Source organism: Paraburkholderia sp. GAS333 (assembly GCF_050435665.1).
Classification (GTDB): Bacteria; Pseudomonadota; Gammaproteobacteria; order Burkholderiales; family Burkholderiaceae; genus Paraburkholderia; species Paraburkholderia fungorum_A.
Map to the genome: position 1 here is coordinate 1,349,336 of NZ_JBNDKS010000003.1, position 23,349 is coordinate 1,372,684.

Below are 23,349 nucleotides of genomic sequence, written 5' to 3' on the forward strand. Positions count from 1 at the left end.
TCAGCGCGAGGTCAGAAGCGTGTGCTGCGGCACCAGCCGGCCCGCGAGCAACAGGATCACGACGCACGTCACCGAGGTTACGAGCACGAGGAAATTCGCGGTGCTGTCGTCGCCGGCCTGTACGGCGGCGTAGACCGCGACGGAGAGCGTTTGCGTGCGTCCAGGCAGGTTGCCCGCGATCATCAGCGTCGCGCCGAATTCGCCGAGCGCGCGGGCAAAGGCCAGCAGACCGCCCGCGAGAATGCCGCGCGAAGCCAGCGGCAAGGTCACGCGAAAAAACACCGCAGTCTCGCTGACGCCGAGTGTGCGCGCGGCGCGTTCGAGTTGCGGATCGACGGCTTCGAATGCGGCGCGCGCCGACTTCAATACGAGCGGAAAAGCCACCATGGTCGATGCGATCACCGCGCCCTGCCAGGTGAATACCAGCTGGATATCGAATCGGTCGAGCCATGCGCCGATCACGCCGCGCCGTCCGAACAGCACGAGCAGGTAGTAGCCGAGCACGGTCGGCGGCATGACGAGCGGCAGCGTCAGCAGCGAATCGACCAGATCGCGCGCTCCGGAGCGCCAGCGCGACAAACCGAAACCCGCCGCGACGCCGAACACCAGATTGAGCGCGGTCGCCCAGCCCGCCACTTTCAGCGACAGGAGCAGCGGAATCCAGGCGTGTTCCATGGGCGGCTTTTTATCGCGAGCGGAATCAGTGCGCGGGCTTGAAGCCGTACTTCGCGAGCACGGCCTGGCCGGCCGGCGACAGTACGAAGTTCGTGAAGGCCTGAGCGTCGGCCGCGTGGCGGCTGCCTTCGACCTGCGCGATCGGGTAGGTGATCGGCGTTTGCGTCGGCACGTTCAGCGCGACCTTGACCTTGTCGGGCATGATCGCGGCGTCGGTGCCGAACACGAAACCGGCGTCGACTTCGCCGCGCGCCACGTAGTCGAGGCTTTGTCTCACATTCGACGCCAGCACCGCTTTGGCCGACACCGCGTCCCACACGCCCGCCGCCTGCAACGCGCCCTGCGTATAGCGGCCGACCGGCACGGAAGCCGGATCGCCGAACGCGACGCGTTTTACGGTGGCCGCGGTCAGATCGTTCAGCGCGGCGGGTGCGAAACGGCTGTCGGCTGGCACGATCAACACCAGCGAGTTGGCAGCGAAGTCGCGGCGCGTGGCGGGCACGATCACTTTTTCGGCGGCGGCTTTGTCCATCGCTTTCTGATCCGCGGAGGCAAACACGTCGGCGGGCGCGCCCTTGACGATTTGCTGCATCAACACGTCGGACGCGCCGAAGTTCAGCAGCACCTTGGTGCCCGGTCGCTGCTGCTCGAAGGCGTCGCTGACTGCCTTGAACGCGTTGGTCAGGCTCGCGGCGGCGGAGACCACCAGCTCGTCGGCGCGAGCCTGCACGCTGACGGCCACGGAGAGCGTGCTGGCGATAAACAGCGCATTTTTCAGAAGGCGGCGGGACAGGGTCATGATGGCCTGAAGTCCGGTGAGGAACCGGAACGAAGGGTTAAACCGCTATCGTAATATATGAAAGGATATAACGGACACCATGACAATTATTCGGCCACGAGCATGAAGCGGCCTGTGAAGCGGCTTGTGAAGCGGCTTGTGAAGCGGCTTGTGAAGCGGCGAGGAAATGCTCAGGCGTCGGACGACGAATGCGGCGCGAGCGTATTGAGCGTTTGCGACAACGGCGCGATGGACGGACGCACATCGCGCACCGCCTTCCACTTTGCGCGGATATACGGCCGGTCACGGCCGGACACTTTCAGCGCGATGTCGGTGACCCAGCGCTGGGTCGGCACATGCACGCCGTGCATCAATACCGCCAGCACCAGCATGCTGACGGTCACAGGCAGCACCGACAGACGCCCCGGCTCCGCATTCCACGCCATGCGCACGAACAGCAGCGCGGCGAGTGCGCCGACCAGACATCCGGTGACGGCTTCGGACGGCGAATGCGCGCTCAGCACGACGCGCGACAAACCGACCGCGATACCTGCCGCGAACCCGGCCAGAACACCGATCAGCCGGATCGCGGGACGCGCCGGCAGAAGCAGCAGGAACAGGGACACTGGATAAACGGCGGTAGACAGCATGGCATGACCGCTGACGCCGGTGAAATCCAGCTCCTTCACGCCGACCCCCCAGCCGAGGAAGGCCAGCTTGGTCACCGTTACCACGCCGATTGCCGCGCCGAGCAGCACCAGCCAGCCGGCGGCCATGCGCCACGAGTAGCCGACCGCCAGCCAGATCGCGATGGCGAACGCGAGCGGCAGCGTCATGCCGGCGCCGCCGAGGCTGGTGATGGCGTACCACAGATGGACTGGTAAATCGGGCATGGCAGGTTAGCGGCTCAGGCCGCGCGGAATCGGGTTGGCAAAATTCGCAAAAAAGTCGGGCTGATAAAGATTCAACGCGCGAGCGGTGCAAATCGCCGACGCGGGAAAAATCTGCGAAACACGTTGATTAAGCGTCAGTATAGACGGGTGTTGCAGCGCGGTCTTGCCATGCGCGGCGCATTTTGGCCTTCGCTCGTGGGCTGCCGAACAGGTGACGCAGCGGTTTGACGCCAGGCTCGCGCCAAGGTTCGCCGATCAGAAATTTCGACGGCCAATGAGTGCGCCAGCCTCCAGCATGGCCCGAAGAATGATGTTATTGTGCATTGCACAAGATATGTCGTTCGGGGTTTTTATCGTGCGGCACCTGTCCCTTTTTGCGAGGTTTTCCGCCGATGGCAAAAAGTCTATCGAAAATCTGGCTGCGCGGTCTTAAGCGGCTGCTCGCCATTCAAACCGAGCACGCTCAGAAGACCACCAAGCGCACGACGGCACGCCCGGCGCGGGCTGCCACGCCCAAGCCGTCCGCCAAGGCGCGTCCGCTGAAGCCCGCTGCCACGGTTCGCGCATCCGCCAAGCGCGAAGCGCCACGCCCGGCGGCGCGCGAGTCGCGGGTTCGTCCGCGCGCGTCCGCGTGGGCGAGCGGTTCGTGGACGCGCTCGTTCCACTCGGCGCCTGCCGCGCCGGGGCGGCTCGTCAATCATCTGCAATACGGTTTGTATGTTCCTTCGGGACATGCGCTCGAGTCCATGCCGCTGCTCGTGATGCTGCACGGCTGCACTCAGTCAATCGACGAATTCGCCGAGGGCACGCGCATGAACGTGCTCGCTGACCGCTTTGGCTTTGCCGTGGTGTATCCCGAGCAATCGAAGCATGTGCACTCGCACCGCTGCTGGCACTGGTATGACGCCAGCGACAGCGCGGGTGGGGCGGAGGCGCGCGCGGTGGTGTCGCTAGTGGATGCGCTGGTCGCGCAGCACGGTTTTGACCCCGAGCGCGTTTATGTGGCGGGCATTTCCGCTGGTGCGGGTTTGACGGCGTTGCTGGCGGTCAACTATCCGGGACATTTCGCCGCAGTGGCGCTGCATTCCGGCCCTGCGTTCGGCGAGGCACGTTCGGGCATTACCGCCATGGACGTGATGCGCCGCGGCGCGCGCCGCGATCCGGCTCAACTGGTCGACGAAGTGACCAATGTGGCCCGCTATCCCGGCATGCCGGCGATCGTGATCCACGGCGATTTCGATCATGTGGTCGCGCCGGTTAACGCAGACCAACTGGGCGAGCAGTTTCTCCGCCTGAACCGCATGGTCGACGCAAACGGTGCGCGTAAATCCGGCGAAGTTCGCGAGGAGCGCAAAGGCGGCGTAGTAATGCGCGATTACGTTCGCAGCGGCCGGCGTGTCGTGCGGGTTTGCCGGGTGCAAGGTCTGGCGCACGCGTGGAGCGGGGGCGACGAGGCCGTGCCGTTCCATTCCGCCAAAGGCCCGGATGCAAGCGCCATGATCTGGGAATTTTTCAAGCATCAACGTCGCACGGGCGCGGGCCAGATCGCGGAAACCGCCGCCACGACGGGCTCTTCAGCCGATCGGTGAGTTTTGAGCAACACTTCGAAAATGAGCAGTGGCGCAACACTAGGGTTTTCCCTATAATACGGGTTATCCCCTAGGCGTTAACGCCTAAACTCATTGCCGAGGTAGACCATGTACCTGCTTAGCCGCCTTTTCCTGTTTCTGACCAAATCGCCCGACCAACTCGCGAAAGAACGCGCGGACGCATTCCTCGCCGAAGCTACGGACCTGTACGACCTGGAATTCCGTATGCGCAAGCTGGACCGTGAAGCGAATGTCCGCCAGCCGTCGTGGATGAGCCAGCACTAAGCTCGAGTCTTTGCGTAGTACAAAGCATCGGCGGGTCGTGAGACGCCGGTGTTCGGGGTAGGTCAATCTCCCCACGCTGTTTTCGACCGCTCAGTCGAAGTCGAACTGACGCAGGCTCACACAGCCGGATTCAATTGCCACAACGCGTGATTCAAAACCGCGGCGAACGCCACCCAGGCGACGTAAGGCACCAGTAGTCCTCCTGCCCAGCGGTCCCGTCGCCAGAACGCGAAAGTTAGCGCGACGATCAGAACCAGCAGAATTACGATGTCGGCCAATGCGGCTCCTGCTTGATGCAGACCGAAGAAGAGCCACATCCACGCTGCGTTGAACAGCAACTGAACCACCCATAAAACGATCGCCGCACTCAGGCCGTCGCGTTTCCACACGCGCCACGCGGAAATCGCCATCAGCACGTACAGTACCGTCCATGCTGGCGGGAACACCCAGTTCGGTGGATTAAACGCGGGCTTTTGCAGTCCTGCGTACCATGCGTCGGGCAGAAAGCGGCTCGCCACCAGAGCAGCGGCCAGCGTCAATAGCAGAAATACCAGCAGCGACGGCAAACGGCGCATGCTTCACCTCCTTCAAGCGTCATCCATCAATTCGATGTAAGCGGGTACTCACTTGCCGAAACGGGCCAGCGTGCGCGCGCGTGCTTCCGCATGGTCGACAATCGGCTCGGGATAATCCTTGCCCAGCACGACCCCGAATTCCGCGAGGCGCTCCCGACCCGCCAGCCACGGCGCGTGAATCCACTTGGCCGGGACTTTTTCCAGCTGCGGCAGATAGCGCTTGATAAAGCGGCCCTCCGCGTCGAATTTTTCCGATTGCGTGATGGGATTGAAGATCCGGAAATACGGCTGCGCGTCGCATCCCGTGGATGCCGCCCATTGCCAGCCGCCGTTATTCGCCGAAAAGTCAAAATCGTTCAGCAGGTCGGCGAAATAGCGCTCGCCGAGCCGCCAGTCCACGCCTAGATCCTTGACCAGAAAACTCGCCGTCACCATGCGCAAGCGATTGTGCATGTAGCCGGTGCGGTTCAGTTGCAGCATCGCCGCGTCGATCAGCGGGTAGCCGGTGCGGCCGTCGCACCAGGCGGAAAACGCTTCGTCGGCTTCGGAGCCGCGTTCCCAGCGAAGCCGGTCATATTCCTCCTTGAACGACGCCCCGCTCGCCAGCCGCTGATGATGCGACAGGATCATGAAGTAGAAGTCCCGCCAGATGAGCTCCGACAGCCACGTGGCCGAGCCCTTGCCGTCGGGTTGCAACGACATCTCGTGCGCGATTCGCGCGAGCGTGCGGATCGATACGGTGCCGAAGCGCAAATGCATCGACAGATAGCTGGGGCCTTTGGCGGCGGGAAAATCGCGCCGATCCGCATAACTGTCGATGCGGCTCATGAAGTCGTCGAGCAGACTTTGCGCGCCGCTCATGCCCGTGGGCAGCTTCAGTTCCGCGAGGTTGCTCGGTGCGAAGCCGAGTTGCTTGAGCGTCGGCAACTCGCGATGCAGCTTTTTCGGCACCACAGCCAGATGTTTCGCGTACTTTTCGACGGGATACGGCTTCAGATCGAACGCCGTCAGCTGTTTGAGCCACGCATTCTTGTACGGGGTGAACACGGTGAACGGCTTGTTCTGGCCGGTCAGCACCTCGTCGCGCTCGAAAATCACCTGATCCTTGAAGGTCAGCCACTGTCGGCCGGCTTCGGTGAGTTGCTCGCCCACCTTTTCGTCGCGCTCGATCGCGACCGGCTCGTAATCGTGATTCGTGAACACCGCGTCGACGCCGAGTTCGGCGGCAAGCTTCGGAATCAGATCGGCCGGATCGCCGTACAGCACGATCAGGCCGCCGCCTTTCGCGCGCAGCGCGTCGTCCAGTTCGCCGAGTGCGGCGAGAATGATCTCGATCCGCCGATCCTGCACCTGCTCATCGGGGTGACGGGCCTGCCAGGTTTCCAGCAGCGGTTGCAGGATCGTCGTATCGAACACGAATGCGCACCAGACGCGCTCGCAGTGCTTGAGCGCGTAGTAGAGCGCGGCGTTGTCCGTGTGACGCAGGTCGCGGCGGAACCAGACCAGACCGGTGTCGAAGGAGTCGTTCAGGCGTCGGGCGCGTGTCATTTAGGCGTGGGTCGAAGGTGAAAGGGCGTTCATGCAAAGCCGTGGCGCGGCGGCACACGACTGGCGTTGCAGATTACATGCCGCGTCCGCAAAACGGAACAGCGCCCGCCCCAATGGTGAAAGGGCGGGCGCTGTTCATGGTGACGCGGTTGTGCCGCGCCGCCGTTTGCAACTCATTGCAGACTTTTCGGCATGCGCCGACGCCGCAGCTTACGCGACTTGCAGACGAACTTCGACGTTGTTGCGCGTGGCGTTCGAGTACGGGCAGACCTGATGCGCTGCGTCGACCAGTTCCTTGGCGGCGTCGGCGGCGAGGCCCGGCAGCGACACGCGCAGATCGATGTCGAGCGCGAAGCCGCCCTTGTCGTTCGGACCGATGCCAACCTCTGCCGTCACTTGTGTGTCGGCGGGCAAAGTCTGCTTGCGCTGGCCGGCGATGAATTTCATCGCGCTCAGGAAACACGCCGAGTAGCCGGCGGCGAAAAGCTGTTCCGGGTTAGTGCCCGCAGCGCCCGTGCCGCCCAGTTCGCGCGGTGCGGCCAATTTCACGTCCAGTGCATTGTCCGACGACACAGCACGGCCATCACGGCCACCGGTACTCGTTGCAGTTGCCTTGTAGAGGATGTTCATGGTGCTGCTCCTTAATCTGGATTGTCAGGATTTGCATGCTTGCCGCCATTGAGGCCGCCGTTCTGGCGGAGCGCTATCGAAGCGGCATGTCGTTAAGATAGTGTACAAATCATTTGTGTGCAAATGATTTTTTAGATAGGTGTGATAGCCGCTGGTTTGCAGGCTGTCCGTCAGTCGTCCGGGTGATCCATGTAATCGTTGAGCGTGGCGCGCAGGCGGGTCAGATCGTCCCGTAGGCGCAGCAGGAATTCCGGCGACTGCTGGGTCGCGCAGAAGATTTCCGCGGGCACTTCACGCGCCTGGCGTTTGAGAGCCGAGCCGGCTTTAGTGAGGCGGATATAGACCAGGCGCTCGTCGTCGACACCGCGTACGCGCTCCAGCAGTCCCTGTGCTTCCAGGCGTTTGAGCAGCGGCGTGACGGTGGCCGAGTCGAGATTCAGGCGCGCCGCCATGTCCTTGACGGTGACGTCGTCGGTTTCCCACAGCACCAGCATGGTCAGATATTGGGGATACGTGAGTCCCAATTTCTCGAGCAAGGGCTTGTACGCCTTCGTCATCGCGAGCGAGGTCGAGTAGAGGGCGAAGCAGAGTTGCTCGTCGAGCGTGAAGGGCAGGGTGACGGGGCGCTGGGTCATGATGCATCTCGTATGAAAGAGCGTGCAAATGGATTGCGCGCAAACTATTGTGCCGCAAATCGGCGTGGGTTGACGAGAGTGCAGCGAGGGGGACGGGAGATGGGATGTGGCTGAGGTTGCCACGGGAGACGGAAAGACGGACGCCAGACCGGCGTCCGCCACAGGTAATGCTTAAGCCGCCGGGGTGGTCGGCAGATCCGGCGTTTCGGGCGTCTGGACGCCGAAGCAGCCGCGATACGTTGCGTAAAACGAGCAGTACAGCATCGTCGTGACGATCATCGTCGCGGGCATCAGGATCGCGAACGCGAAGTCGCCCGCGCCGAGCGCCTGCAGCAGCGTGGACAAACCGAGCGACACAATCATCGCCACCGCAAACCACAACGCGCCGAACACGATGAACGCGCCGCGATTACGCCAGCAACTGACGATGCTGAAGAACATCGCCTTGACCGGCGGCACGTCGTGCCAAGCGGTGAGAATCGGCGAAAACCAGAAAATCATCGCCACCGGGATATAAAAAGCGAAGGCCGTGATGACCGCCAGCGAAATGTTGCTGTTGGCAATCGTGTCCTGATCCATCGTCGCGCCGCCGAGCATCACCTTGAGCAGCATGCCGCCGTCGGCGAGCGCCGATCCGGCCAGCACCAGGCCCATCGCGACGACATACGCCACTCCGAGCACCAGCAGGCGTTTCGCGACCACCGGGCCGTAAGAGTGAAAGCCATCCACCAGAATGGTCGGGAACACCGGTTTGCCCGCGATCGTATTGCGGCACGCCGCCATGAAGCCGACCGCGACGCCCGGAATAAACGCCAGCGGCAATACGCCACCGACCACCGGAATCTGCGCGACCAGCGTCATCACCAGCAGGTAGGTGAAAAACAGTGTTAGAAACGCGAGCGGGTTCTTGCGGAACAGCCAGATACCCTGGCGGAACCACACATAGCCGGTTTTCGCCGGGACTTCGATCAGTTGCATGGAGTGTGGGTGCCTGGATGTGGAACGCCGGCAAGGCGTTCGCGCAGAATGCGCTCGAAATGGCCCGGATCGTGCGGTTTGAGCAACTCGGCCGCACGCGGCAGGTGAAAGTCATACAGGCGCGAAACCCAGAAGCGGTACGCGCCTGCTCGCAGCATATCGCCCCAGTGGCGGTTTTCTTCGGCGGTGAACGGGCGCACGGTCTGGTACGCGCGCAGCATTGCTTCGGTGCGCGACTCGTCGAGCTTGCCGGTGGCGAGGTCGACGCACCAGTCGTTGACCGTCACCGCGACGTCGAACAGCCACTTGTCGCAGCCCGCGAAATAGAAGTCGAAGAAGCCGCCCAGGCGTACTTCGTGGCCCGTTTCCGGCGCGGCATGCGCGAACATTGCGTTGTCGCGGAACAGGTCGGCGTGGCACGGGCCTGCGGGCAATGCGGCGTAGTCGGCGGAGGCGAAAAAGGCTTCCTGATGCGCCAGTTCGGACGACAGCAACTCGCGTTGCGCGCCTTCCAGAAACGGCAGAACGGTCGGCACGGTTTCGCGCCACCACGGCAGGCTGCGCAAATTCGGCTGATAACCGGTGTAATCGCGCCCGGCGAGATGCATGCGCGCCAGCATCTGTCCGACTTCAATGCAGTGCTCGACGCCCGGCGCCATTTCCGGCGCGCCTTCGAGCTTGGTGACGATCGCGGCGGGCTTGCCGAGCAGCATGCCGAACAGCGCGCCGTCTTCGCGCGGCATCGGATCGGGCACCGGCACCCGATGCGCGGCCAGATGACGCATCAGATCGAGGTAGAAGGGCAGTTGTTCAGCCGTCAGCTTTTCGAAAATCGTCAGGACGTATTCGCCGCGCGTCGTCGTCAGAAAGAAGTTGCTGTTTTCAATACCGGATGAGATGCCGCGAAACTCGACGACATCGCCGAGATCGTAGTGACGCATCCATTCTGCTAGTTGGGATTCGTTGACAGCGGTGAAGACAGCCATGCGGGGAACGTCGGATCAGGTTGGTCGGGCTGGCGCGGTGCGGCCAGTGCGATTTACGGCAAATTCGGTGGCAAACAACTTCTGGCAGATGCCGCTAACCGGTACGGTAGGCAAATGCAGCGGTGATACATGGGCGGCACCTCGGCGACATTCCGGCAATATGGCGAGGAAAACGCTGTCGAGCGGACGCCCGATTACGGTGCCGGCTGGCGAGCGCGATATTTCCACCTCACCCCGCCGAACTGACGCCGTGCAAACCGGTTGAACAACCCGGAGGCCGCTTCGCGTCCACCCTCACAAAACCTGGACGGCAACCACGCCCGGCAGCCACCCAGGCACGAATCAATAGCTCAAATGGACCGACGGCAAGCGCGTGCTCGCGCGGCCATTGTCACGCACCGTAGGCGACGTGTCGGCAGGCGCGCTCATCTGGTAACGCGTGCCGAAGTTCGACCTTACGTTGATTTCCACCGGCTTGCCCTTGTCGCGGTATTCGGTGATTTCAGTGCCGTTCGGGCTGGTTTCCTGAAAGCTCGGCGTACGCGGGACATTGATTTCGACCTTCGAGCTGACCTCGGCGGCCGGACGATTGATCTTCGCCAGGTCGGGCAGACCGGCCCGCTCGTTGGCGGACTGAGGCGCGTCTGGCGAAGGGGTGTCGTCGACAGGCTGGGCAGCCATCGCGGCGTTGCCAAAGGCGAGGGCCAGTGCAACGGCGACGGGAAGGAGCGGCTTCATGGTGATTCTCCAAAATGGTCCCCGATTCTAGCAAATCCAGTCTGGCGTACGGGGCGCGATCGCCTTATTTTGCGCCGCTTTCACGCGATCTGCCCGCAATCCCGCCGGGGCGCGGCGACATGTGTTGCAACGCCGCCAGGTCATTTGGCTATCACGGGTTCCGTGGTAATGTCGTCTCATCAATAGGGGCACATGAAGATGAAGAACGATACCAATCAACGTGCAGTGCAAACTCCTGCCAACACCTTCCCAACCGAATCGTTCGATGACGCGACCGACGCCGTCACGCGTCTCTCGGCGATCTACGAAGCGAACACTTCGTTTTTGCGCGACGCCTTCGCGCGCTATCGCAGGAACGAGTCGTTCGAAAGCCGCGTGCGCGCGTGTTATCCGTTTGTACGCGTGTGTACCGAGGTCAACACGCATATCGACTCGCGTCGCTCGTATGGTTTCGTGGCCGGCCCGGGCGAGTTCGAAACAACCGTGACGCGCCCCGATCTGTTCGGCGATTACTACCGCGAACAGTTGCGTCTGCTGGCGAAAAACCATCATGTGAAGATCGAAGTGGGCGTGTCGGATCAGCCGATTCCGATTCACTTCGCGTTCGCCGAAGGCATTCATCTGGAAGGCGATCTCGACCGCGAGCGTCTGTTCCTGATGCGCGACGTGTTCGACACACCCGACCTCGCGCTGCTCGACGACCGCATTGTGAACGGCACGTATGAACCGGGGCCGGGCGAGCCACATCCGCTCGCGCTGTTCACGGCGGCGCGGGTCGATTTCTCGCTGCATCGGCTGAAGCATTACACCGCTACGTCGCCCACGCATTGCCAGAATTACGTGCTGTACACGAACTACCAGTTCTATATCGACGAGTTCGTCAAACTCGGCCGCACGATGATGGCCCATACCGACGACGCCGAATTGCGCGCGTATCGCAGCGAATACACGTCGTTTGTCGAACCGGGCGATGTGGTCACGTACAACGAGAATCTCGGCGAGCAATCGCAGGAAGGCACGGCGCCGCCGCGTTTGCCGCAAATGCCTGCGTATCACCTGAAGCGCGCGGACGGCAGCGGCATCACGATGGTCAACATCGGCGTGGGACCGTCGAACGCGAAGACGATCACCGATCACATCGCCGTGCTGCGTCCGCACGCGTGGATCATGCTCGGCCACTGCGCGGGTCTGCGCAATACGCAGCGTCTCGGCGACTACGTGCTCGCACACGGCTACGTGCGTGAAGACCACGTACTCGACGACGATTTGCCGCTGTGGGTGCCGATTCCGGCGCTCGCCGAAGTGCAGGTTGCGCTGGAGCGTGCGGTCGCGCAGGTTACGCAACTGGACGGCGTCGAGTTGAAGCGCGTGATGCGTACGGGCACGGTCGCGAGTGTCGATAACCGCAACTGGGAGTTGCGCGATCATCGTGAGCCGGTGCAGCGGCTGTCGCAAAGCCGCGCGGTCGCGCTCGATATGGAAAGCGCGACGATCGCCGCGAACGGGTTCCGTTTCCGCGTGCCTTACGGCACCTTACTCTGCGTGTCGGACAAGCCTTTGCATGGCGAACTGAAATTGCCAGGCATGGCGGATCAGTTTTATCGCGCGCAGGTCGACCAGCATTTGCAGATCGGCGTGAAGGCGATGGAGTTGCTGCGGATGAATGGGCTGCATCGTCTGCATAGCCGGAAACTGCGGAGTTTTGCGGAAGTGGCGTTCCAGTAAGCGCTGGTCAGGTTTGCGGGCGTGCGAAAAAAAAACGTGCGCCTGCAAACCGCTTCAACGTCATAGCTGCCCGAAACCCGTCAACCCGATCAGGCTCCCCGCTGCCAGCAGCCACAACGGATGAATCCGCGTTTTCATCGCCATCACGGCGGTGAACGCGGTGATTGCCCACGCAATCGCCGTCGGGTCCGACGCGCGGGCGATCAACGCCGCACTCGCCGCGACGATGCCGGCCGTCACCGGCACCAAACCCAGCTGCGCGTAGCGCCGCCACGGACGGTCCTTGAACCGCTCCCACGCATGCAGCGCGAGAATCGTCACGATCGACGACGGCCCGAACTTCGCAATCGACGTCACCAGCATTCCGGCCCACCCGGCCACATGCCAGCCGATCAGCGTGACGATCATCAGATTCGGTCCTGGCGCGGCCTGCGCAAGCGCGAACAACGCGCTGAATTCGCTGGCCGGCATCCAGTGATGCACGTCTACGACCTGACGTTGCATCTCCGGGAGAATCGTATTGCCGCCGCCGAACGCGAGCAGCGAAAGCTGGCTGAAAATAACCGCAAGCGAAATGAGCGTGTCGTTCATCGCGCGCTCCTCGATGCGATATAGATGCTGAGCGGTGTCAATACGAGCATGGTGGGCAGAAGCGGTAATCGCAAAACAGCAATCGCGACGAAGCCGAGCACGGCGATGAGTGCGGCCATCGGTTTATTGCGCAACGGCAGCACGATTTTGACGGCCATTGAGATGAGCAGGCCCGCTGCGGCAGCGGCAAGTCCTGCAAACAGATGGCGAATATGCGGATCGTTTTGCGTGCGCTCATAGAGCACGCCCAGTCCGATCACAACGAGCGATGGCCCCGCGATCAGGCCCAGCAAACCGGCCAATGCGCCGGGTACGCCGCGAAAGCGCATGCCCATTGCCACCGACAGATTGATCACGTTGCCGCCCGGCAAAAATTGGCATAAGCCGAGCAGATCGGTGAAATCGTCGGCACTCAGCCAGCGGCGTTGTTCGACCAGCGCGCGGCGTGCGAGCGGCAGTGCGCCGCCAAAAGAAATCAGCCCGAGCCCGAGAAAGCCGCCGAAGATTTGCCGTAATGTGGGCGTAGGCGCGAGCGCGGGTTCGGTCGAAGTGAGATCGTGATTCATGTCGCTGAGCTTCCGGTTCAAGCTCAGCAGGTTAGCGCCGAACGGGCGGCGAGCGGAAGGATTTTTTGCGCGCCGTGCTGCGATTCTGCCTGCCTTGCAAGCCGTAATGCACGGCCGTTTCGTCGCGACTGTCCAGTCGATGAAACGAAAACGGGCAGCCAGATTCTGGCTGCCCGCTAAAGGTCATGTGCCGCGCTACCGCATACTCACTTCGCGCCTGTTGGACGCAAAGTAACGCACAGCACCAGCCTCGACCTCACAGATAAAACATCCGGTCTTCATCCGATTTCGCCGGATGCGGTTCTGTCTCTTCACGGTCTTCATAAAACTTCAGCACCGCTTCGAGCACCTGATCCGGATCGTCGATCACCTGCATCAGATCCATGTCGGTCGGATTGATCAGGCCCATTGGCGTGAGCGAATTCTTGAACCACGCGAGCAGGCCTTCCCAGAACTCCGCGCCGACCAGAATGATCGGCACGTGGCGCGACTTCTTGGTTTGAATCAGCGTGAGCACTTCGGCGAGTTCGTCGAGCGTGCCGAAGCCGCCCGGCATCACGATGACCGCGTCCGAGTTCTTCACGAACGTGACCTTGCGCGTGAAGAAATGGCGGAAGCGCAGCGAGATGTCCTGCCACTGATTGCCCGATTGCTCGTGCGGCAGTTCGATATTCAGACCGACCGACGGCGCCTTGCCCGCATGCGCACCCTTGTTGGCCGCTTCCATGATGCCGGGGCCGCCACCCGAGATAACCGCGAAGCCCGCGTCCGACAACTTGCGCGCGATTTGCGTGGCGAGTTTGTAGTATGGCGAGTTCGGTTTCAGGCGCGCCGAACCGTAGATGCTGACGGCCGGGCGAATCTCCGAGAGGTACTCGGTCGCCTCGATAAACTCTGCCATAATCGTGAACATCTGCCACGATGCGCGGGCCTTCTTGGCCGTTGCGCGCTCTTGATCTGCGAGTGATCGCAGGCTCGGAATCACTTTTCTCTTAGTCATAATGCCTGAAGAACGAAGCCTTGAAGGTAAGACCCTGCTATTGGTCGACGGTTCGAGTTATCTGTACCGGGCCTACCATGCGATGCCGGATCTCCGCGGCCCCGATGGTGGTCCAACGGGTGCGCTCTACGGAATGATCAACATGCTGCGGCGCATGCGCAAGGAAGTCACAGCAGAGTATAGCGCGTGCGTGTTCGACGCCAAGGGCAAAACATTTCGCGACGACTGGTATCCCGACTACAAGGCGAATCGTCCGTCGATGCCCGACGATCTGTCGCGTCAGATCGAGCCGATTCACGTGGCCGTGCGCGCGCTCGGCTGGCCGTTGCTGATGATCGAAGGCGTCGAAGCCGACGACGTGATCGGTACGCTCAGCACCGAAGCCGAGAAGCGCGGCATGAACGTGATCGTGTCGACTGGGGACAAGGATCTGGCGCAGCTCGTGTCGGATCATGTCACCCTCATCAATACGATGACGAACGAAAAGCTCGACCGCGCCGGCGTGATCGCCAAATTCGGCGTGCCGCCGGAGCGCATCATCGACTACCTGTCGCTGATCGGCGATACCGTCGACAACGTGCCGGGCGTCGATAAGTGCGGGCCGAAAACCGCGCTCAAATGGCTCACGCAATTCGACTCGCTAGATGGCATCGTCGCACACGCGGACGAGATCAAAGGTGCGGTAGGAGACAATTTGCGGCGGGCTCTCGACTTTCTGCCGATGGCGCGCAAACTCGTCACCGTCGAGCGCAATTGCAGTTTGACCGACCATATCGTGTCGATTGAGGAAAGCCTGCAAAGCCGGCCCGAATCGCGCGAGGAATTGCGCGACGTGTTCACCCGCCACGGCTTCAAGACCTGGCTGCGCGAAGTCGAAATCGCCGACGCGGTCGAAGGTCCTGAAACGGATGTGCCGCCCGCATTGTCGGTGGATCACGAGAAGCATTACGACACCGTGCAGACGTGGGAGCAATTCGACGCGTGGCTCGAGAAAATCAACGCGGCCGAGCTGACTTCGTTCGACACCGAAACCACGTCGCTCGATCCGATGACCGCGCAGATCGTGGGCCTGTCGTTCTCCGTCGAGCCGGGCCGTGCCTGTTACGTGCCGGTTGCGCACCGCGGTCCTGACGCGCCCGTGCAGCTTCCGCGCGACGAAGTGCTCGCGAAGCTCAAACCGTGGCTCGAAAGCGGCGACCGCAAGAAGGTCGGTCAGCATCTGAAATACGACGAGCAGGTGCTGGCGAATTACGGCATCGAAATGCGCGGTATCGAACACGACACGCTGCTGCAATCGTACGTGCTCGAATCGCATCGCACGCATGACATGGACAGCCTCGCGCTGCGCCATCTCGGCATGAAGACGATCAAGTACGAAGAGGTCGCGGGCAAGGGCGCGTCACAAATCGGCTTCGACGAAGTCGCGCTCGAACAGGCGGCCGAATACGCAGCGGAAGACGCCGACATCACGTTGCGTCTGCATCTGGCGATGTATCCGCAAGTGGCGGCCGAGAAGGCGCTCGATCACGTGTACAAGGCGATCGAGGTGCCGACGTCACGCGTATTGCGCAAGATGGAACGCACCGGCGTGCTGATCGACGCCGACAAACTGCGCGCGCAAAGCAGCGAAATCGCCACGCGTCTGATCCAGCTGGAAAGCGAAGCGTACGTGCTGGCCGGCGGCGAATTCAATCTGGGTTCGCCGAAGCAGATCGGACAGATTTTCTTCGAGAAGCTGGAGTTGCCGGTCGTCAAGAAGACCCCGAGCGGCGCACCGTCCACCGACGAAGAAGTGCTGCAGAAGCTCGCCGAAGACTATCCGCTGCCGAAGATCCTGCTCGAACATCGTGGTTTGTCGAAGCTGAAGTCGACCTACACCGACAAGCTGCCGCGCATGGTCAACGCGCAGACCGGACGTGTGCATACGAACTATGCGCAAGCCGTTGCGGTCACGGGGCGTCTCGCATCGAACGATCCGAATTTGCAGAACATTCCCGTGCGTACCGGCGAAGGCCGCCGCATTCGTGAGGCGTTCATTGCACCGCCAGGACATAAGCTGGTGTCCGCCGATTACTCGCAAATCGAATTGCGGATCATGGCGCATATTTCCGGCGACGAATCGTTGCTGCGCTCGTTCTCGCAAGGCGAGGACATTCACCGTGCAACGGCTGCGGAAATTTTCAGCGTGACGCCGCTCGAAGTGTCGAACGATCAGCGCCGGGTGGCGAAGGTCATCAACTTCGGCCTGATCTACGGCATGAGCGCGTTTGGCCTCGCGGCGAATCTCGGCATCACGCGCGACGCGGCGAAGATGTATATCGACCGCTATTTCGCGCGTTATCCGGGTGTCGCGCGATATATGGAAGAAACGCGTTTGAGCGCGAAGGCGAAGGGCTATGTCGAAACGGTGTTTGGCCGCCGCTTGTGGCTGCCGGAGATCAACGGCGGTAACGGCCCGCGTCGTCAGGGCGCAGAGCGCGCAGCAATCAACGCGCCGATGCAAGGCACGGCCGCCGATCTGATCAAGCTGTCGATGATCGCGGTACAGAAGTGGATCGAAGAATCGAAGATCGGCACGCGCATGATCATGCAGGTGCACGACGAATTGATCCTCGAAGTGCCGGACGCGGAATTGTCTGAAGTGCGCAAGCGTCTGCCGGAACTGATGTGCGGTGTCGCCCAGCTGAAAGTGCCGCTGGTCGCCGACGTGGGCGCCGGTCTGAACTGGGAAGAAGCGCATTGATGCGCAGGTAGCCACACGCGATAACGTCGTGCGCATGTCACACATGTGCACTGACGGCTTGTGACAACCCGTGCTGCTCGCGGACAATCGCTGGAAGGCGGCGCGCCCAGGCGCGTCGTCACGACGGATAATTCATCGGCAAACACGGAGAGTGCAATGCATCGATTTATCGTCGTTGGCGGGGGAGCAGGGGGGCTGGAACTGGCCACGCGTCTTGGCGACCGCTATGGCTCCGGCAAGAAGCGCGGCGAGCGCGCGCTGGTCACGCTGGTCGACCGCAATCCCACGCACATCTGGAAACCGCTGCTGCATGAAGTCGCAGCCGGCAGCATGGACCCGTTCACGCAGGAACTCGAATATGCCGCGCAAGCCCGCTGGCACGGCTTTGAGTTTCAACAGGGCGATCTGACCGGGCTCGATCGAACGAACAAGCGTCTCACACTGGGTATCGTGCTCGACGACGATGGCGCCGAACTGCTCCCCGAACGCGTACTCGAATACGACACGCTGGTGATTGCGATTGGCAGCACCACGGCGTTCTTCGGCGTGAAAGGCGCACCCGAGTTCTCCCTCGCACTCGATACAGTCGGCCAGGCCGAGCGCTTCCGCAAACGCCTGATCGCAGCATGCATGCGCGCCGAGCATCAGGTGCATGAGCCGGTCGAATCGCGACCGGGGCCGGGCACGTCGACGGCCAGTGAGCCGCGCATTCAGGTGGCGATTGTCGGCGGCGGGGCGACGGGTGTTGAACTGTCGGCGGAATTGCGCAACACCGCGCAGGTGCTGTCCGCGTATGGGTTGCACAAGCTTGATCCGCGGCACGATGTGGGCATCGTGCTGATCGAGGCGGGGCCGCGCATTTTGCCGGCGTTGCAGGAACGCGTGTCCACCGCCACCGCCGAACTGCTTACCAAACTCGGCGTGAAGCTGATGATTGGCGAGACGGTGGCGGAAGTCGCGCCGGGCATTATCCGCACGGCAAGCGGCCATACGGTGCGCGCCGATCTGACCGTGTGGGCGGCGGGCATCAAGGCGCCGCCGATTCTCAGCCAGCTCGACGGCCTGCCGGTCAACCGGCTCGGTCAACTCGTCGTGCGCCGCACACTGCAAACCGAAATCGACGACGACATTTTCGCGCTCGGCGATTGCGCCGCCTGCCCGTGGCCCGGCAACGAGCGCAATGTGCCGCCGCGTGCGCAGGCCGCGCATCAGCAGGCCAGTTTCCTGATGAAAGCGCTGGCGGCGCGGCTCGGCAACCAGCCGCTGCCGGAATTCACCTATCGCGACTTCGGCTCGCTGGTGTCGCTCGGGCATTTCAGCGCGGTCGGCAATCTGATGGGCGGGGTGATCGGCGGAAATATGCTGATCGAGGGGCTGTTCGCGCGCTTTATGTATATGTCGCTGTACCGGCTGCACATTGCGGCGCTGCACGGCTATGCGCGGATGGTGCTCGATACCTTCGCGCACTGGCTGCGCCGCTCCACGCTGCCGCGCGTCAAGCTGCACTGAGCGCTCGCGGACGGTTGCTTCTGCAACAGGATGCGCGTCCGGCGTATCCTGTTGCATCAAATAATCTATCTAGGAGCGCTGGATGCTGAAACCCGAAATCGATAGCCTGGTTCCACACGTCCCATTCAACCGCCGTACCTTCATCAAGGCGGCGCTCGGCACTGGTTTTGCGGCGGCGGTGCTGCCGGTGTCGGCGCAAACCATCCATACCGATAGCGACGGCCTCGAAGCCGGCGAAATCGCCGTGCATTCGGGCGGCACGCTGGTGCCCGCCTATCGCGCGCAACCGAAGGGCAAGACGCACTTGCCGGTGATCATCGTTGTGCATGAGATTTTCGGCGTGCACGAACATATCGCCGATGTGTGCCGCCGCTTCGCCAAGCAGGGTTATCTGGCGATTGCGCCGAATCTGTACGAGCGCGAGGGTGATCCGACCGTCTACACAAGCATGCAGCAGCTCAACGAACAACTGGTCAGCAAGGTGCCGGACGAGCAGGTGCTGGCCGACCTCGACGCAACGGTCGCCTGGGCCGGCGAGAACGGCGGCGATCTGAACCGGCTCGGCGTGAATGGCTTCTGCTGGGGCGGGCGGATCGCGTGGCTGTACGCCGAGCACAACCCGCGTCTGAAGGCGGGCGTGGCGTGGTACGGGCGTGTCACGGGACAGAAAACCGCCAACACCCCCGCCAATCCGCTCGACGAAGTGGCGCAATTGCATGCGCCGGTTCTCGGTCTGTATGGGCGTCAGGATCAAAGTATCCCGCAAGACACTCTCGAGCAGATGAAGCAGGCGATCGCTCAGGGTCCGGAGGCGGGGCGCGGCTCGCAGTTCGTCGTGTACGACGACGCGGGCCACGCGTTTTTCGCGGATTATCGGCCGAGCTACAAGAAGGCCGATGCCGAGGATGGCTGGCGTCGGGCGTTGGTGTGGTTCAAGCAGCACGGCGTGTGAGTTGATGCGGGGCGCGGCTGGACACGCGCTGCAATAGCCGGCGCCCTTTGCTTGAGATAAAAAAAGGCCGTTGCCGCATGTCCGCGGCAACGGCCTTTTGATTTTCCTTCGACTTACAGCTGCCCGCGCTTACGGATTAGGACCCGTCGCCACCGGCCGCTTCGAATCCGAACTCCACTCGCTCCATGAGCCCGCATACAACGCAGCGCCGTGCAGGCCGGCGACTTCCATCGCCAGGGCATTGACGCAAGCCGTCACGCCCGAGCCGCATTGCAGGACCACATGCTCCGGCGGCGTGTCGGCCAGCAGCGCGTGAAACTCCTCGCGCAACGTGTGCGCGGGCTTGAAGCGGCCGTCGGCGGTGAGGTTGTCCTTGAAGAAGCGGTTCAGCGCGCCGGGAATATGGCCGCCGACGCGGTCCAGTGTCTCGTTCTCGCCGCGATAGCGATCGGCCGCGCGGGCGTCGACCACCACGCGTTCTTTAGAGCCGATATTGCGTTCCACGGCCTGTGCGTCGACCGTCACGGCGAGCGGCGCGCCAGCCTTGAAGTCGCCGGTGTTCTGTGCGGGGACGTCCTGCGTCAACGATTGGCCGGCGGCCTGCCATGCCTGCAATCCGCCGTCGAGCAGAGCCACCGCGTCGTGCCCGAGCCAGCGCAACAGCCACCAGGCGCGGGCGGCGTACATACCGCCTTGTGCGTCATAAGCGATCACTTGCTGACCTTGCTTGAGCCCGCGCGACTCCAGCGTTTCCACGAGCCGCGCGCGATCCGGCAATGGATGCCGGCCATTCGTACCGGTTTTCGGTCCCGACAGATCCCGATCGAGATGCAGATAATGCGCGCCCGGCAGATGCCCGGCCAGATACGCTTTCTCTCCCGCTTCCGGGTCGGCAAGATCGAACCGGCAGTCGATGACGAACACGCTGCCTGGCGCGGCCGCGAGCCGTTCCGCGAGATTCGCCGCGGATATCAGTGTGGTGTAGTGAGTGTGGGGCATGACGTCTCCTGTCGACCAGAGTTGGCACTTTAGCGCCTGGCTATGGTTCCATGAAAGCTCGAATCGGGCGATGGCGGCTCCGTTCCGGCGTACTGATGTTCAGGCGCGTAAACGGATGGCCGATCCCGCTAGTCTAAACAAAAAAAGACGGGCCGAAGCCCGTCTTTCTTGTGCTGCCCGAAGGTAATGCGTGAGCATTTGCTCCGATCTCGTGCGAGATTTTGCCGCGAAGAATTTGTCTGCCGGAGAAGCGGATCAAACGCGAACGGCACAAGGCCGTGGCGTTGAAAAAACTCCCGCAACGGATCAGATCTCGCCCAGTTCGCGCCGCAAAAATTCGTGGAAGTGCTGCATGCCGTCTTCCATCGGACTTTGATAAGGACCGACCTGCGATTCGCCGCGATTCATCAGCGCGCGACGGCCGGCGTCCATGCGTTCGGCAATCTCGTCGTCCTCACGGGCGGTTTCCATATAGGCGGCGCGTTCGGCCTCGACGAAATCGCGTTCGAACAGCGCGATTTCCTCAGGGTAATAGAACTCCACCACATTGGTGGTTTTCTGCGGACCGCGCGGAATCAGCCACGACACCACCAGCACATGCGGATACCACTCGATCATGATGCCGGGGTAGTAAACCATCCAGATCGCGCCGAATTCCGGCGGATTGCCGTCACGGAAACGCAGCACCTGGTCGTGCCACTTGCGGTACGTCGGGCTGCCCGGCTGTTCCAGATCCTTGTGCACGCCAACTGTCTGGACGCTGTACCAGTCGCCGAACTCCCAGGTCAGATCGTCGCAATTGACGAAACTGCCGAGGCCCGGATGGAACGGCGCGACGTGATAGTCCTCCAGATAGACCTCGATGAAGGTCTTCCAGTTGTAGTTGCACTCGTGCACCTCGACGTGATCGAACATGAAGCCCGAAAAATCGAAGTGCTGTTTGGTGCCCAGACGAGCCAGATCGCGCGCGACGTCGCGGCCCTGCGCTTCGAACAGCAGCCCTTGCCAGTTCTGCAACGGCGTGGCGCCGAGATTCAGGCAGGGGTTGTCTGCGAAATGCGGCGCGCCGAGAAGCTCGCCTTTGAGATCGTAGGTCCAGCGATGCAACGGGCAGACGATGTTCTCCGTCTGGCCGCGACCATTGAGCATGATGGCCTGCCGGTGGCGGCACACGTTCGACAGCAATTCGACCTGCGACTGCTGGTTGCGGACGAGCACGCGCCCCTCGCTTTCGCTGGGCAAGGCAAAATAATTCCCCGCTTCGGGCACCATGAGATCGTGGCCGATGTAACGAGGACCTTTCTTGAAAAGGGTTTCGATTTCGCGCGTAAGGAGCGCTTCGTCAAAGTAAGCCGTGACTGGCAGCTGGCTGTGAATAGACCGCAACTGCAATGCATTGCTCAGATTGGACATTCCCACTCCCGTGAAGACGTGAAAGCAGTGAACAACCCAACCATCGATAGATTCGATTTAGGGAGCCTGCGATTATAACAGTTTCGCCATGTCTGGGGCGCTTAAGTGCCTGATTTGGGTCAAAAAAGTCATGAAAGTTCGACCTTTTAGCCGCAGACTGATCGTTTTTTTTCTGCGAGACTGCTGGGGCGGCGCGGGATTCACGGGTGAGAGGGAAGGCGGCGAGCGGATCGGAATTGTCGCTTTTGCCGTAGAATGTCCGACTTGTTTTAATTTTGCGACTATTCATGGCGAAGACCGCGTCGAAAGAACCTGCAGCCGCGCCTGCTGAAGGCGTCGATAACACGCCGTTGCCCGGCAACTACGAGGCCGCGCAGGCAGAGCTGGAAGAGCTGGTTGCGCGCATGGAAGGCGGCAGCCTGAGTCTCGAAGAGTCGCTCACCGCCTACCGGCGCGGTGCGGCTCTGGTGGCGTTTTGTCAGCAGCAGCTCGAAAAGGTCGAGCAGCAGGTCCGCGTGCTCGATGGCGAGACGCTCAAGCCTCTGCCCATGAATACCGCAGGCACAGCCGCTACTGAAAGCGGGGACGACCTATGACATTCGAACAATGGACGCGCTCGGTACTCGAACGCGTCGAAACGGCACTTGAACACTATCTGCCGACCGAGGCGACCGAGCCCGCGAAACTGCACGAGGCCATGCGCTATGCGGTGCTGGGCGGCGGCAAGCGGGTTCGCCCGCTGCTGTGCCATGCGGCCGGTGAGCTGACCGGCGCGCGCGCCGAATGCCTGGATGCGGCAGCGGCAGCGCTGGAAATGATCCACGTGTACTCGCTCGTGCACGACGACATGCCCTGTATGGACGACGACGCGTTGCGTCGGGGCAAGCCGACGGTACACGTCAAATATGACGAAGCGACGGCATTGCTGGTCGGCGACGCGCTGCAATCGCAAGCTTTCGTTGCGCTGACGTCCGAGGTTCTGGCGCCGGCGCAGCAGGCTTCGCTGGTGCGTGAACTGGCGTTGGCGAGCGGCTCGATCGGCATGTGCGGCGGTCAGGCAATCGATCTTGCTAGCGTCGGCCACACGCTGACGCGTCCGCAACTGGAAACCATGCATCGGCTGAAAACCGGTGCATTGCTGCGCGCCGCGGTGCGCATGGGCGCACTGGCGGGCGAAATGCCGGACGCGGAAGCCATGCGTGCACTCGACGCCTATTCGGCCGCTGTCGGCCTCGCGTTTCAGGTCGTCGACGACATTCTCGACGTCACGACCGACTCCGCGACGCTCGGCAAGACCGCAGGCAAAGACGCGAAGGACGGCAAGCCGACCTACGTGTCGATTATTGGCCTTGACGCTTCCCGTGCGCTCGCAGCGCAACTGCGCAGCGACGCCCACGCCGCGATTGCGCCGTTCGGCGCACGCGCGCAGCGTCTTGCCGAATTGGCCGACCTGGTAGTGAACCGGGTTAGCTGAACGCGAAAGCCCGCCGCCGCGCACCTTTATCCCCGGGTGCATGTATGAAGTGCGGGCGCGTAAGTTT

23 protein-coding genes are annotated in these 23,349 nt (G+C 62.2%); 8 read left to right on the forward strand and 15 right to left on the reverse strand.

Features of this window, described 5'->3' with window-relative positions; all coding sequences use genetic code 11:
• The 3 genes from modB to ABH945_RS21795 form a co-directional block, all read right to left on the reverse strand.
• Positions 1-675, reverse strand: coding sequence for a molybdate ABC transporter permease subunit (gene modB, locus ABH945_RS21785; RefSeq protein ID WP_429251866.1), 675 nt, complete (start codon positions 673-675; stop codon positions 1-3).
• A gap of 25 nt (positions 676-700) precedes the next feature.
• Positions 701-1,474: a molybdate ABC transporter substrate-binding protein gene (gene modA, locus ABH945_RS21790; protein WP_429251867.1), complete on the reverse strand. Its 774-nt coding sequence runs from the start codon at positions 1,472-1,474 to the stop codon at positions 701-703.
• A gap of 170 nt (positions 1,475-1,644) precedes the next feature.
• On the reverse strand, positions 1,645-2,346 hold the full coding sequence (locus ABH945_RS21795; RefSeq protein ID WP_429251868.1) for a phosphatase PAP2 family protein: 702 nt from the start codon (positions 2,344-2,346) through the stop codon (positions 1,645-1,647).
• A 392-nt stretch (positions 2,347-2,738) separates the two neighbouring features.
• Between ABH945_RS21795 and ABH945_RS21800 the strand changes: the two genes are divergently transcribed.
• Both ABH945_RS21800 and ABH945_RS21805 read left to right on the forward strand, forming a co-directional pair.
• Complete coding sequence (locus ABH945_RS21800; protein ID WP_429251869.1) at positions 2,739-3,935, forward strand: extracellular catalytic domain type 1 short-chain-length polyhydroxyalkanoate depolymerase; 1,197 nt, start codon at positions 2,739-2,741, stop codon at positions 3,933-3,935.
• A gap of 108 nt (positions 3,936-4,043) precedes the next feature.
• Positions 4,044-4,220, forward strand: a complete 177-nt coding sequence (locus ABH945_RS21805) for a DUF3563 family protein (RefSeq protein WP_074766744.1) — start codon at positions 4,044-4,046, stop codon at positions 4,218-4,220.
• A 116-nt stretch (positions 4,221-4,336) separates the two neighbouring features.
• Here ABH945_RS21805 and ABH945_RS21810 read toward each other — a convergent pair whose 3' ends face one another.
• The 7 genes from ABH945_RS21810 to ABH945_RS21840 all read right to left on the reverse strand — a co-directional run bounded on the left by ABH945_RS21810 (position 4,337) and on the right by ABH945_RS21840 (position 10,310).
• Positions 4,337-4,795, reverse strand: a complete 459-nt coding sequence (locus ABH945_RS21810) for a TspO/MBR family protein (protein WP_074766746.1) — start codon at positions 4,793-4,795, stop codon at positions 4,337-4,339.
• A 48-nt stretch (positions 4,796-4,843) separates the two neighbouring features.
• Positions 4,844-6,343 carry a cryptochrome/photolyase family protein gene (locus ABH945_RS21815; RefSeq protein WP_429251870.1) on the reverse strand — a complete coding sequence of 500 codons (1,500 nt, stop codon included), beginning with the start codon at positions 6,341-6,343 and terminating at the stop codon, positions 4,844-4,846.
• A gap of 210 nt (positions 6,344-6,553) precedes the next feature.
• A complete protein-coding gene (locus ABH945_RS21820) occupies positions 6,554-6,973 on the reverse strand; it encodes an organic hydroperoxide resistance protein (RefSeq protein ID WP_074766750.1) in 420 nt (139 codons plus the stop codon).
• Between the two features lie 170 nt (positions 6,974-7,143).
• Positions 7,144-7,608 carry a MarR family winged helix-turn-helix transcriptional regulator gene (locus ABH945_RS21825; RefSeq protein WP_074766752.1) on the reverse strand — a complete coding sequence of 155 codons (465 nt, stop codon included), beginning with the start codon at positions 7,606-7,608 and terminating at the stop codon, positions 7,144-7,146.
• 171 nt (positions 7,609-7,779) lie between these two features.
• Complete coding sequence (locus ABH945_RS21830; protein ID WP_074766754.1) at positions 7,780-8,586, reverse strand: BPSS1780 family membrane protein; 807 nt, start codon at positions 8,584-8,586, stop codon at positions 7,780-7,782.
• Entirely contained in the window at positions 8,577-9,572 is a 996-nt protein-coding gene (locus ABH945_RS21835; protein ID WP_429251871.1) for a homoserine kinase, read from the reverse strand. The genes ABH945_RS21830 and ABH945_RS21835 overlap by 10 nt, the downstream gene beginning before the upstream one ends.
• A gap of 342 nt (positions 9,573-9,914) precedes the next feature.
• Entirely contained in the window at positions 9,915-10,310 is a 396-nt protein-coding gene (locus ABH945_RS21840) for a hypothetical protein (RefSeq protein ID WP_074766757.1), read from the reverse strand.
• A 198-nt stretch (positions 10,311-10,508) separates the two neighbouring features.
• Between ABH945_RS21840 and ABH945_RS21845 the strand changes: the two genes are divergently transcribed.
• Positions 10,509-12,035: an AMP nucleosidase gene (locus tag ABH945_RS21845; RefSeq protein WP_074766759.1), complete on the forward strand. Its 1,527-nt coding sequence runs from the start codon at positions 10,509-10,511 to the stop codon at positions 12,033-12,035.
• A 60-nt stretch (positions 12,036-12,095) separates the two neighbouring features.
• On the opposite strand, the gene ABH945_RS21850 is transcribed toward ABH945_RS21845, so the two are convergent.
• The 3 genes from ABH945_RS21850 to ABH945_RS21860 form a co-directional block, all read right to left on the reverse strand.
• Complete coding sequence (locus ABH945_RS21850; protein WP_074766761.1) at positions 12,096-12,626, reverse strand: chromate transporter; 531 nt, start codon at positions 12,624-12,626, stop codon at positions 12,096-12,098.
• On the reverse strand, positions 12,623-13,192 hold the full coding sequence (locus tag ABH945_RS21855; RefSeq protein ID WP_429251872.1) for a chromate transporter: 570 nt from the start codon (positions 13,190-13,192) through the stop codon (positions 12,623-12,625). The genes ABH945_RS21850 and ABH945_RS21855 overlap by 4 nt, the downstream gene beginning before the upstream one ends.
• Before the next feature lie 256 nt (positions 13,193-13,448).
• Entirely contained in the window at positions 13,449-14,192 is a 744-nt protein-coding gene (locus tag ABH945_RS21860) for a TIGR00730 family Rossman fold protein (protein WP_074766765.1), read from the reverse strand.
• A 1-nt stretch (position 14,193) separates the two neighbouring features.
• On the opposite strand from ABH945_RS21860, the gene polA reads away from it, so the two are divergent.
• The 3 genes from polA (at position 14,194) to ABH945_RS21875 (ending at position 19,396) form a co-directional block, all read left to right on the forward strand.
• Positions 14,194-16,935, forward strand: a complete 2,742-nt coding sequence (gene polA, locus ABH945_RS21865; protein ID WP_429251873.1) for a DNA polymerase I — start codon at positions 14,194-14,196, stop codon at positions 16,933-16,935.
• A 156-nt stretch (positions 16,936-17,091) separates the two neighbouring features.
• Complete coding sequence (locus tag ABH945_RS21870) at positions 17,092-18,444, forward strand: NAD(P)/FAD-dependent oxidoreductase (protein WP_074766770.1); 1,353 nt, start codon at positions 17,092-17,094, stop codon at positions 18,442-18,444.
• An 82-nt stretch (positions 18,445-18,526) separates the two neighbouring features.
• A complete protein-coding gene (locus tag ABH945_RS21875) occupies positions 18,527-19,396 on the forward strand; it encodes a dienelactone hydrolase family protein (protein ID WP_074766772.1) in 870 nt (289 codons plus the stop codon).
• A gap of 129 nt (positions 19,397-19,525) precedes the next feature.
• Here the strand turns inward: ABH945_RS21875 and ABH945_RS21880 are convergent, their stop codons facing one another.
• Positions 19,526-20,395 carry a sulfurtransferase gene (locus ABH945_RS21880; protein ID WP_429251874.1) on the reverse strand — a complete coding sequence of 290 codons (870 nt, stop codon included), beginning with the start codon at positions 20,393-20,395 and terminating at the stop codon, positions 19,526-19,528.
• Positions 20,396-20,701: 306 nt separating this feature from the next.
• Positions 20,702-21,808, reverse strand: a complete 1,107-nt coding sequence (locus tag ABH945_RS21885) for an aromatic ring-hydroxylating oxygenase subunit alpha (RefSeq protein ID WP_074766777.1) — start codon at positions 21,806-21,808, stop codon at positions 20,702-20,704.
• A gap of 287 nt (positions 21,809-22,095) precedes the next feature.
• On the opposite strand from ABH945_RS21885, the gene ABH945_RS21890 reads away from it, so the two are divergent.
• Both ABH945_RS21890 and ABH945_RS21895 read left to right on the forward strand, forming a co-directional pair.
• Entirely contained in the window at positions 22,096-22,404 is a 309-nt protein-coding gene (locus ABH945_RS21890) for an exodeoxyribonuclease VII small subunit (RefSeq protein WP_074766779.1), read from the forward strand.
• Positions 22,401-23,282: a polyprenyl synthetase family protein gene (locus tag ABH945_RS21895; RefSeq protein ID WP_429251875.1), complete on the forward strand. Its 882-nt coding sequence runs from the start codon at positions 22,401-22,403 to the stop codon at positions 23,280-23,282. Before ABH945_RS21890 ends, ABH945_RS21895 begins: the two co-directional genes overlap by 4 nt.
• Positions 23,283-23,349 lie beyond the last annotated feature (67 nt).

Bases quoted from the DNA above. Each gene is read 5' to 3' on its own strand.
- ABH945_RS21810 (WP_074766746.1), bottom strand. From the start codon at position 4,795: ATGCGCCGTTTGCCGTCGCTGCTGGTATTTCTGCTATTGACGCTGGCC.
- ABH945_RS21885 (WP_074766777.1), bottom strand. From the start codon at position 21,808: ATGTCCAATCTGAGCAATGCATTGCAGTTGCGGTCTATTCACAGCCAG.
- ABH945_RS21870 (WP_074766770.1), top strand. From the start codon at position 17,092: ATGCATCGATTTATCGTCGTTGGCGGGGGAGCAGGGGGGCTGGAACTG.
- modA (WP_429251867.1), bottom strand. From the start codon at position 1,474: ATGACCCTGTCCCGCCGCCTTCTGAAAAATGCGCTGTTTATCGCCAGC.
- polA (WP_429251873.1), top strand. From the start codon at position 14,194: ATGCCTGAAGAACGAAGCCTTGAAGGTAAGACCCTGCTATTGGTCGAC.
- ABH945_RS21855 (WP_429251872.1), bottom strand. From the start codon at position 13,192: ATGAATCACGATCTCACTTCGACCGAACCCGCGCTCGCGCCTACGCCC.
- ABH945_RS21860 (WP_074766765.1), bottom strand. From the start codon at position 14,192: ATGACTAAGAGAAAAGTGATTCCGAGCCTGCGATCACTCGCAGATCAA.
- ABH945_RS21825 (WP_074766752.1), bottom strand. From the start codon at position 7,608: ATGACCCAGCGCCCCGTCACCCTGCCCTTCACGCTCGACGAGCAACTC.
- ABH945_RS21850 (WP_074766761.1), bottom strand. From the start codon at position 12,626: ATGAACGACACGCTCATTTCGCTTGCGGTTATTTTCAGCCAGCTTTCG.
- ABH945_RS21830 (WP_074766754.1), bottom strand. From the start codon at position 8,586: ATGCAACTGATCGAAGTCCCGGCGAAAACCGGCTATGTGTGGTTCCGC.
- ABH945_RS21805 (WP_074766744.1), top strand. From the start codon at position 4,044: ATGTACCTGCTTAGCCGCCTTTTCCTGTTTCTGACCAAATCGCCCGAC.
- ABH945_RS21890 (WP_074766779.1), top strand. From the start codon at position 22,096: ATGGCGAAGACCGCGTCGAAAGAACCTGCAGCCGCGCCTGCTGAAGGC.
- ABH945_RS21800 (WP_429251869.1), top strand. From the start codon at position 2,739: ATGGCAAAAAGTCTATCGAAAATCTGGCTGCGCGGTCTTAAGCGGCTG.
- ABH945_RS21895 (WP_429251875.1), top strand. From the start codon at position 22,401: ATGACATTCGAACAATGGACGCGCTCGGTACTCGAACGCGTCGAAACG.
- modB (WP_429251866.1), bottom strand. From the start codon at position 675: ATGGAACACGCCTGGATTCCGCTGCTCCTGTCGCTGAAAGTGGCGGGC.
- ABH945_RS21880 (WP_429251874.1), bottom strand. From the start codon at position 20,395: ATGCCCCACACTCACTACACCACACTGATATCCGCGGCGAATCTCGCG.
- ABH945_RS21845 (WP_074766759.1), top strand. From the start codon at position 10,509: ATGAAGAACGATACCAATCAACGTGCAGTGCAAACTCCTGCCAACACC.
- ABH945_RS21820 (WP_074766750.1), bottom strand. From the start codon at position 6,973: ATGAACATCCTCTACAAGGCAACTGCAACGAGTACCGGTGGCCGTGAT.
- ABH945_RS21875 (WP_074766772.1), top strand. From the start codon at position 18,527: ATGCTGAAACCCGAAATCGATAGCCTGGTTCCACACGTCCCATTCAAC.
- ABH945_RS21795 (WP_429251868.1), bottom strand. From the start codon at position 2,346: ATGCCCGATTTACCAGTCCATCTGTGGTACGCCATCACCAGCCTCGGC.
- ABH945_RS21815 (WP_429251870.1), bottom strand. From the start codon at position 6,343: ATGACACGCGCCCGACGCCTGAACGACTCCTTCGACACCGGTCTGGTC.
- ABH945_RS21835 (WP_429251871.1), bottom strand. From the start codon at position 9,572: ATGGCTGTCTTCACCGCTGTCAACGAATCCCAACTAGCAGAATGGATG.
- ABH945_RS21840 (WP_074766757.1), bottom strand. From the start codon at position 10,310: ATGAAGCCGCTCCTTCCCGTCGCCGTTGCACTGGCCCTCGCCTTTGGC.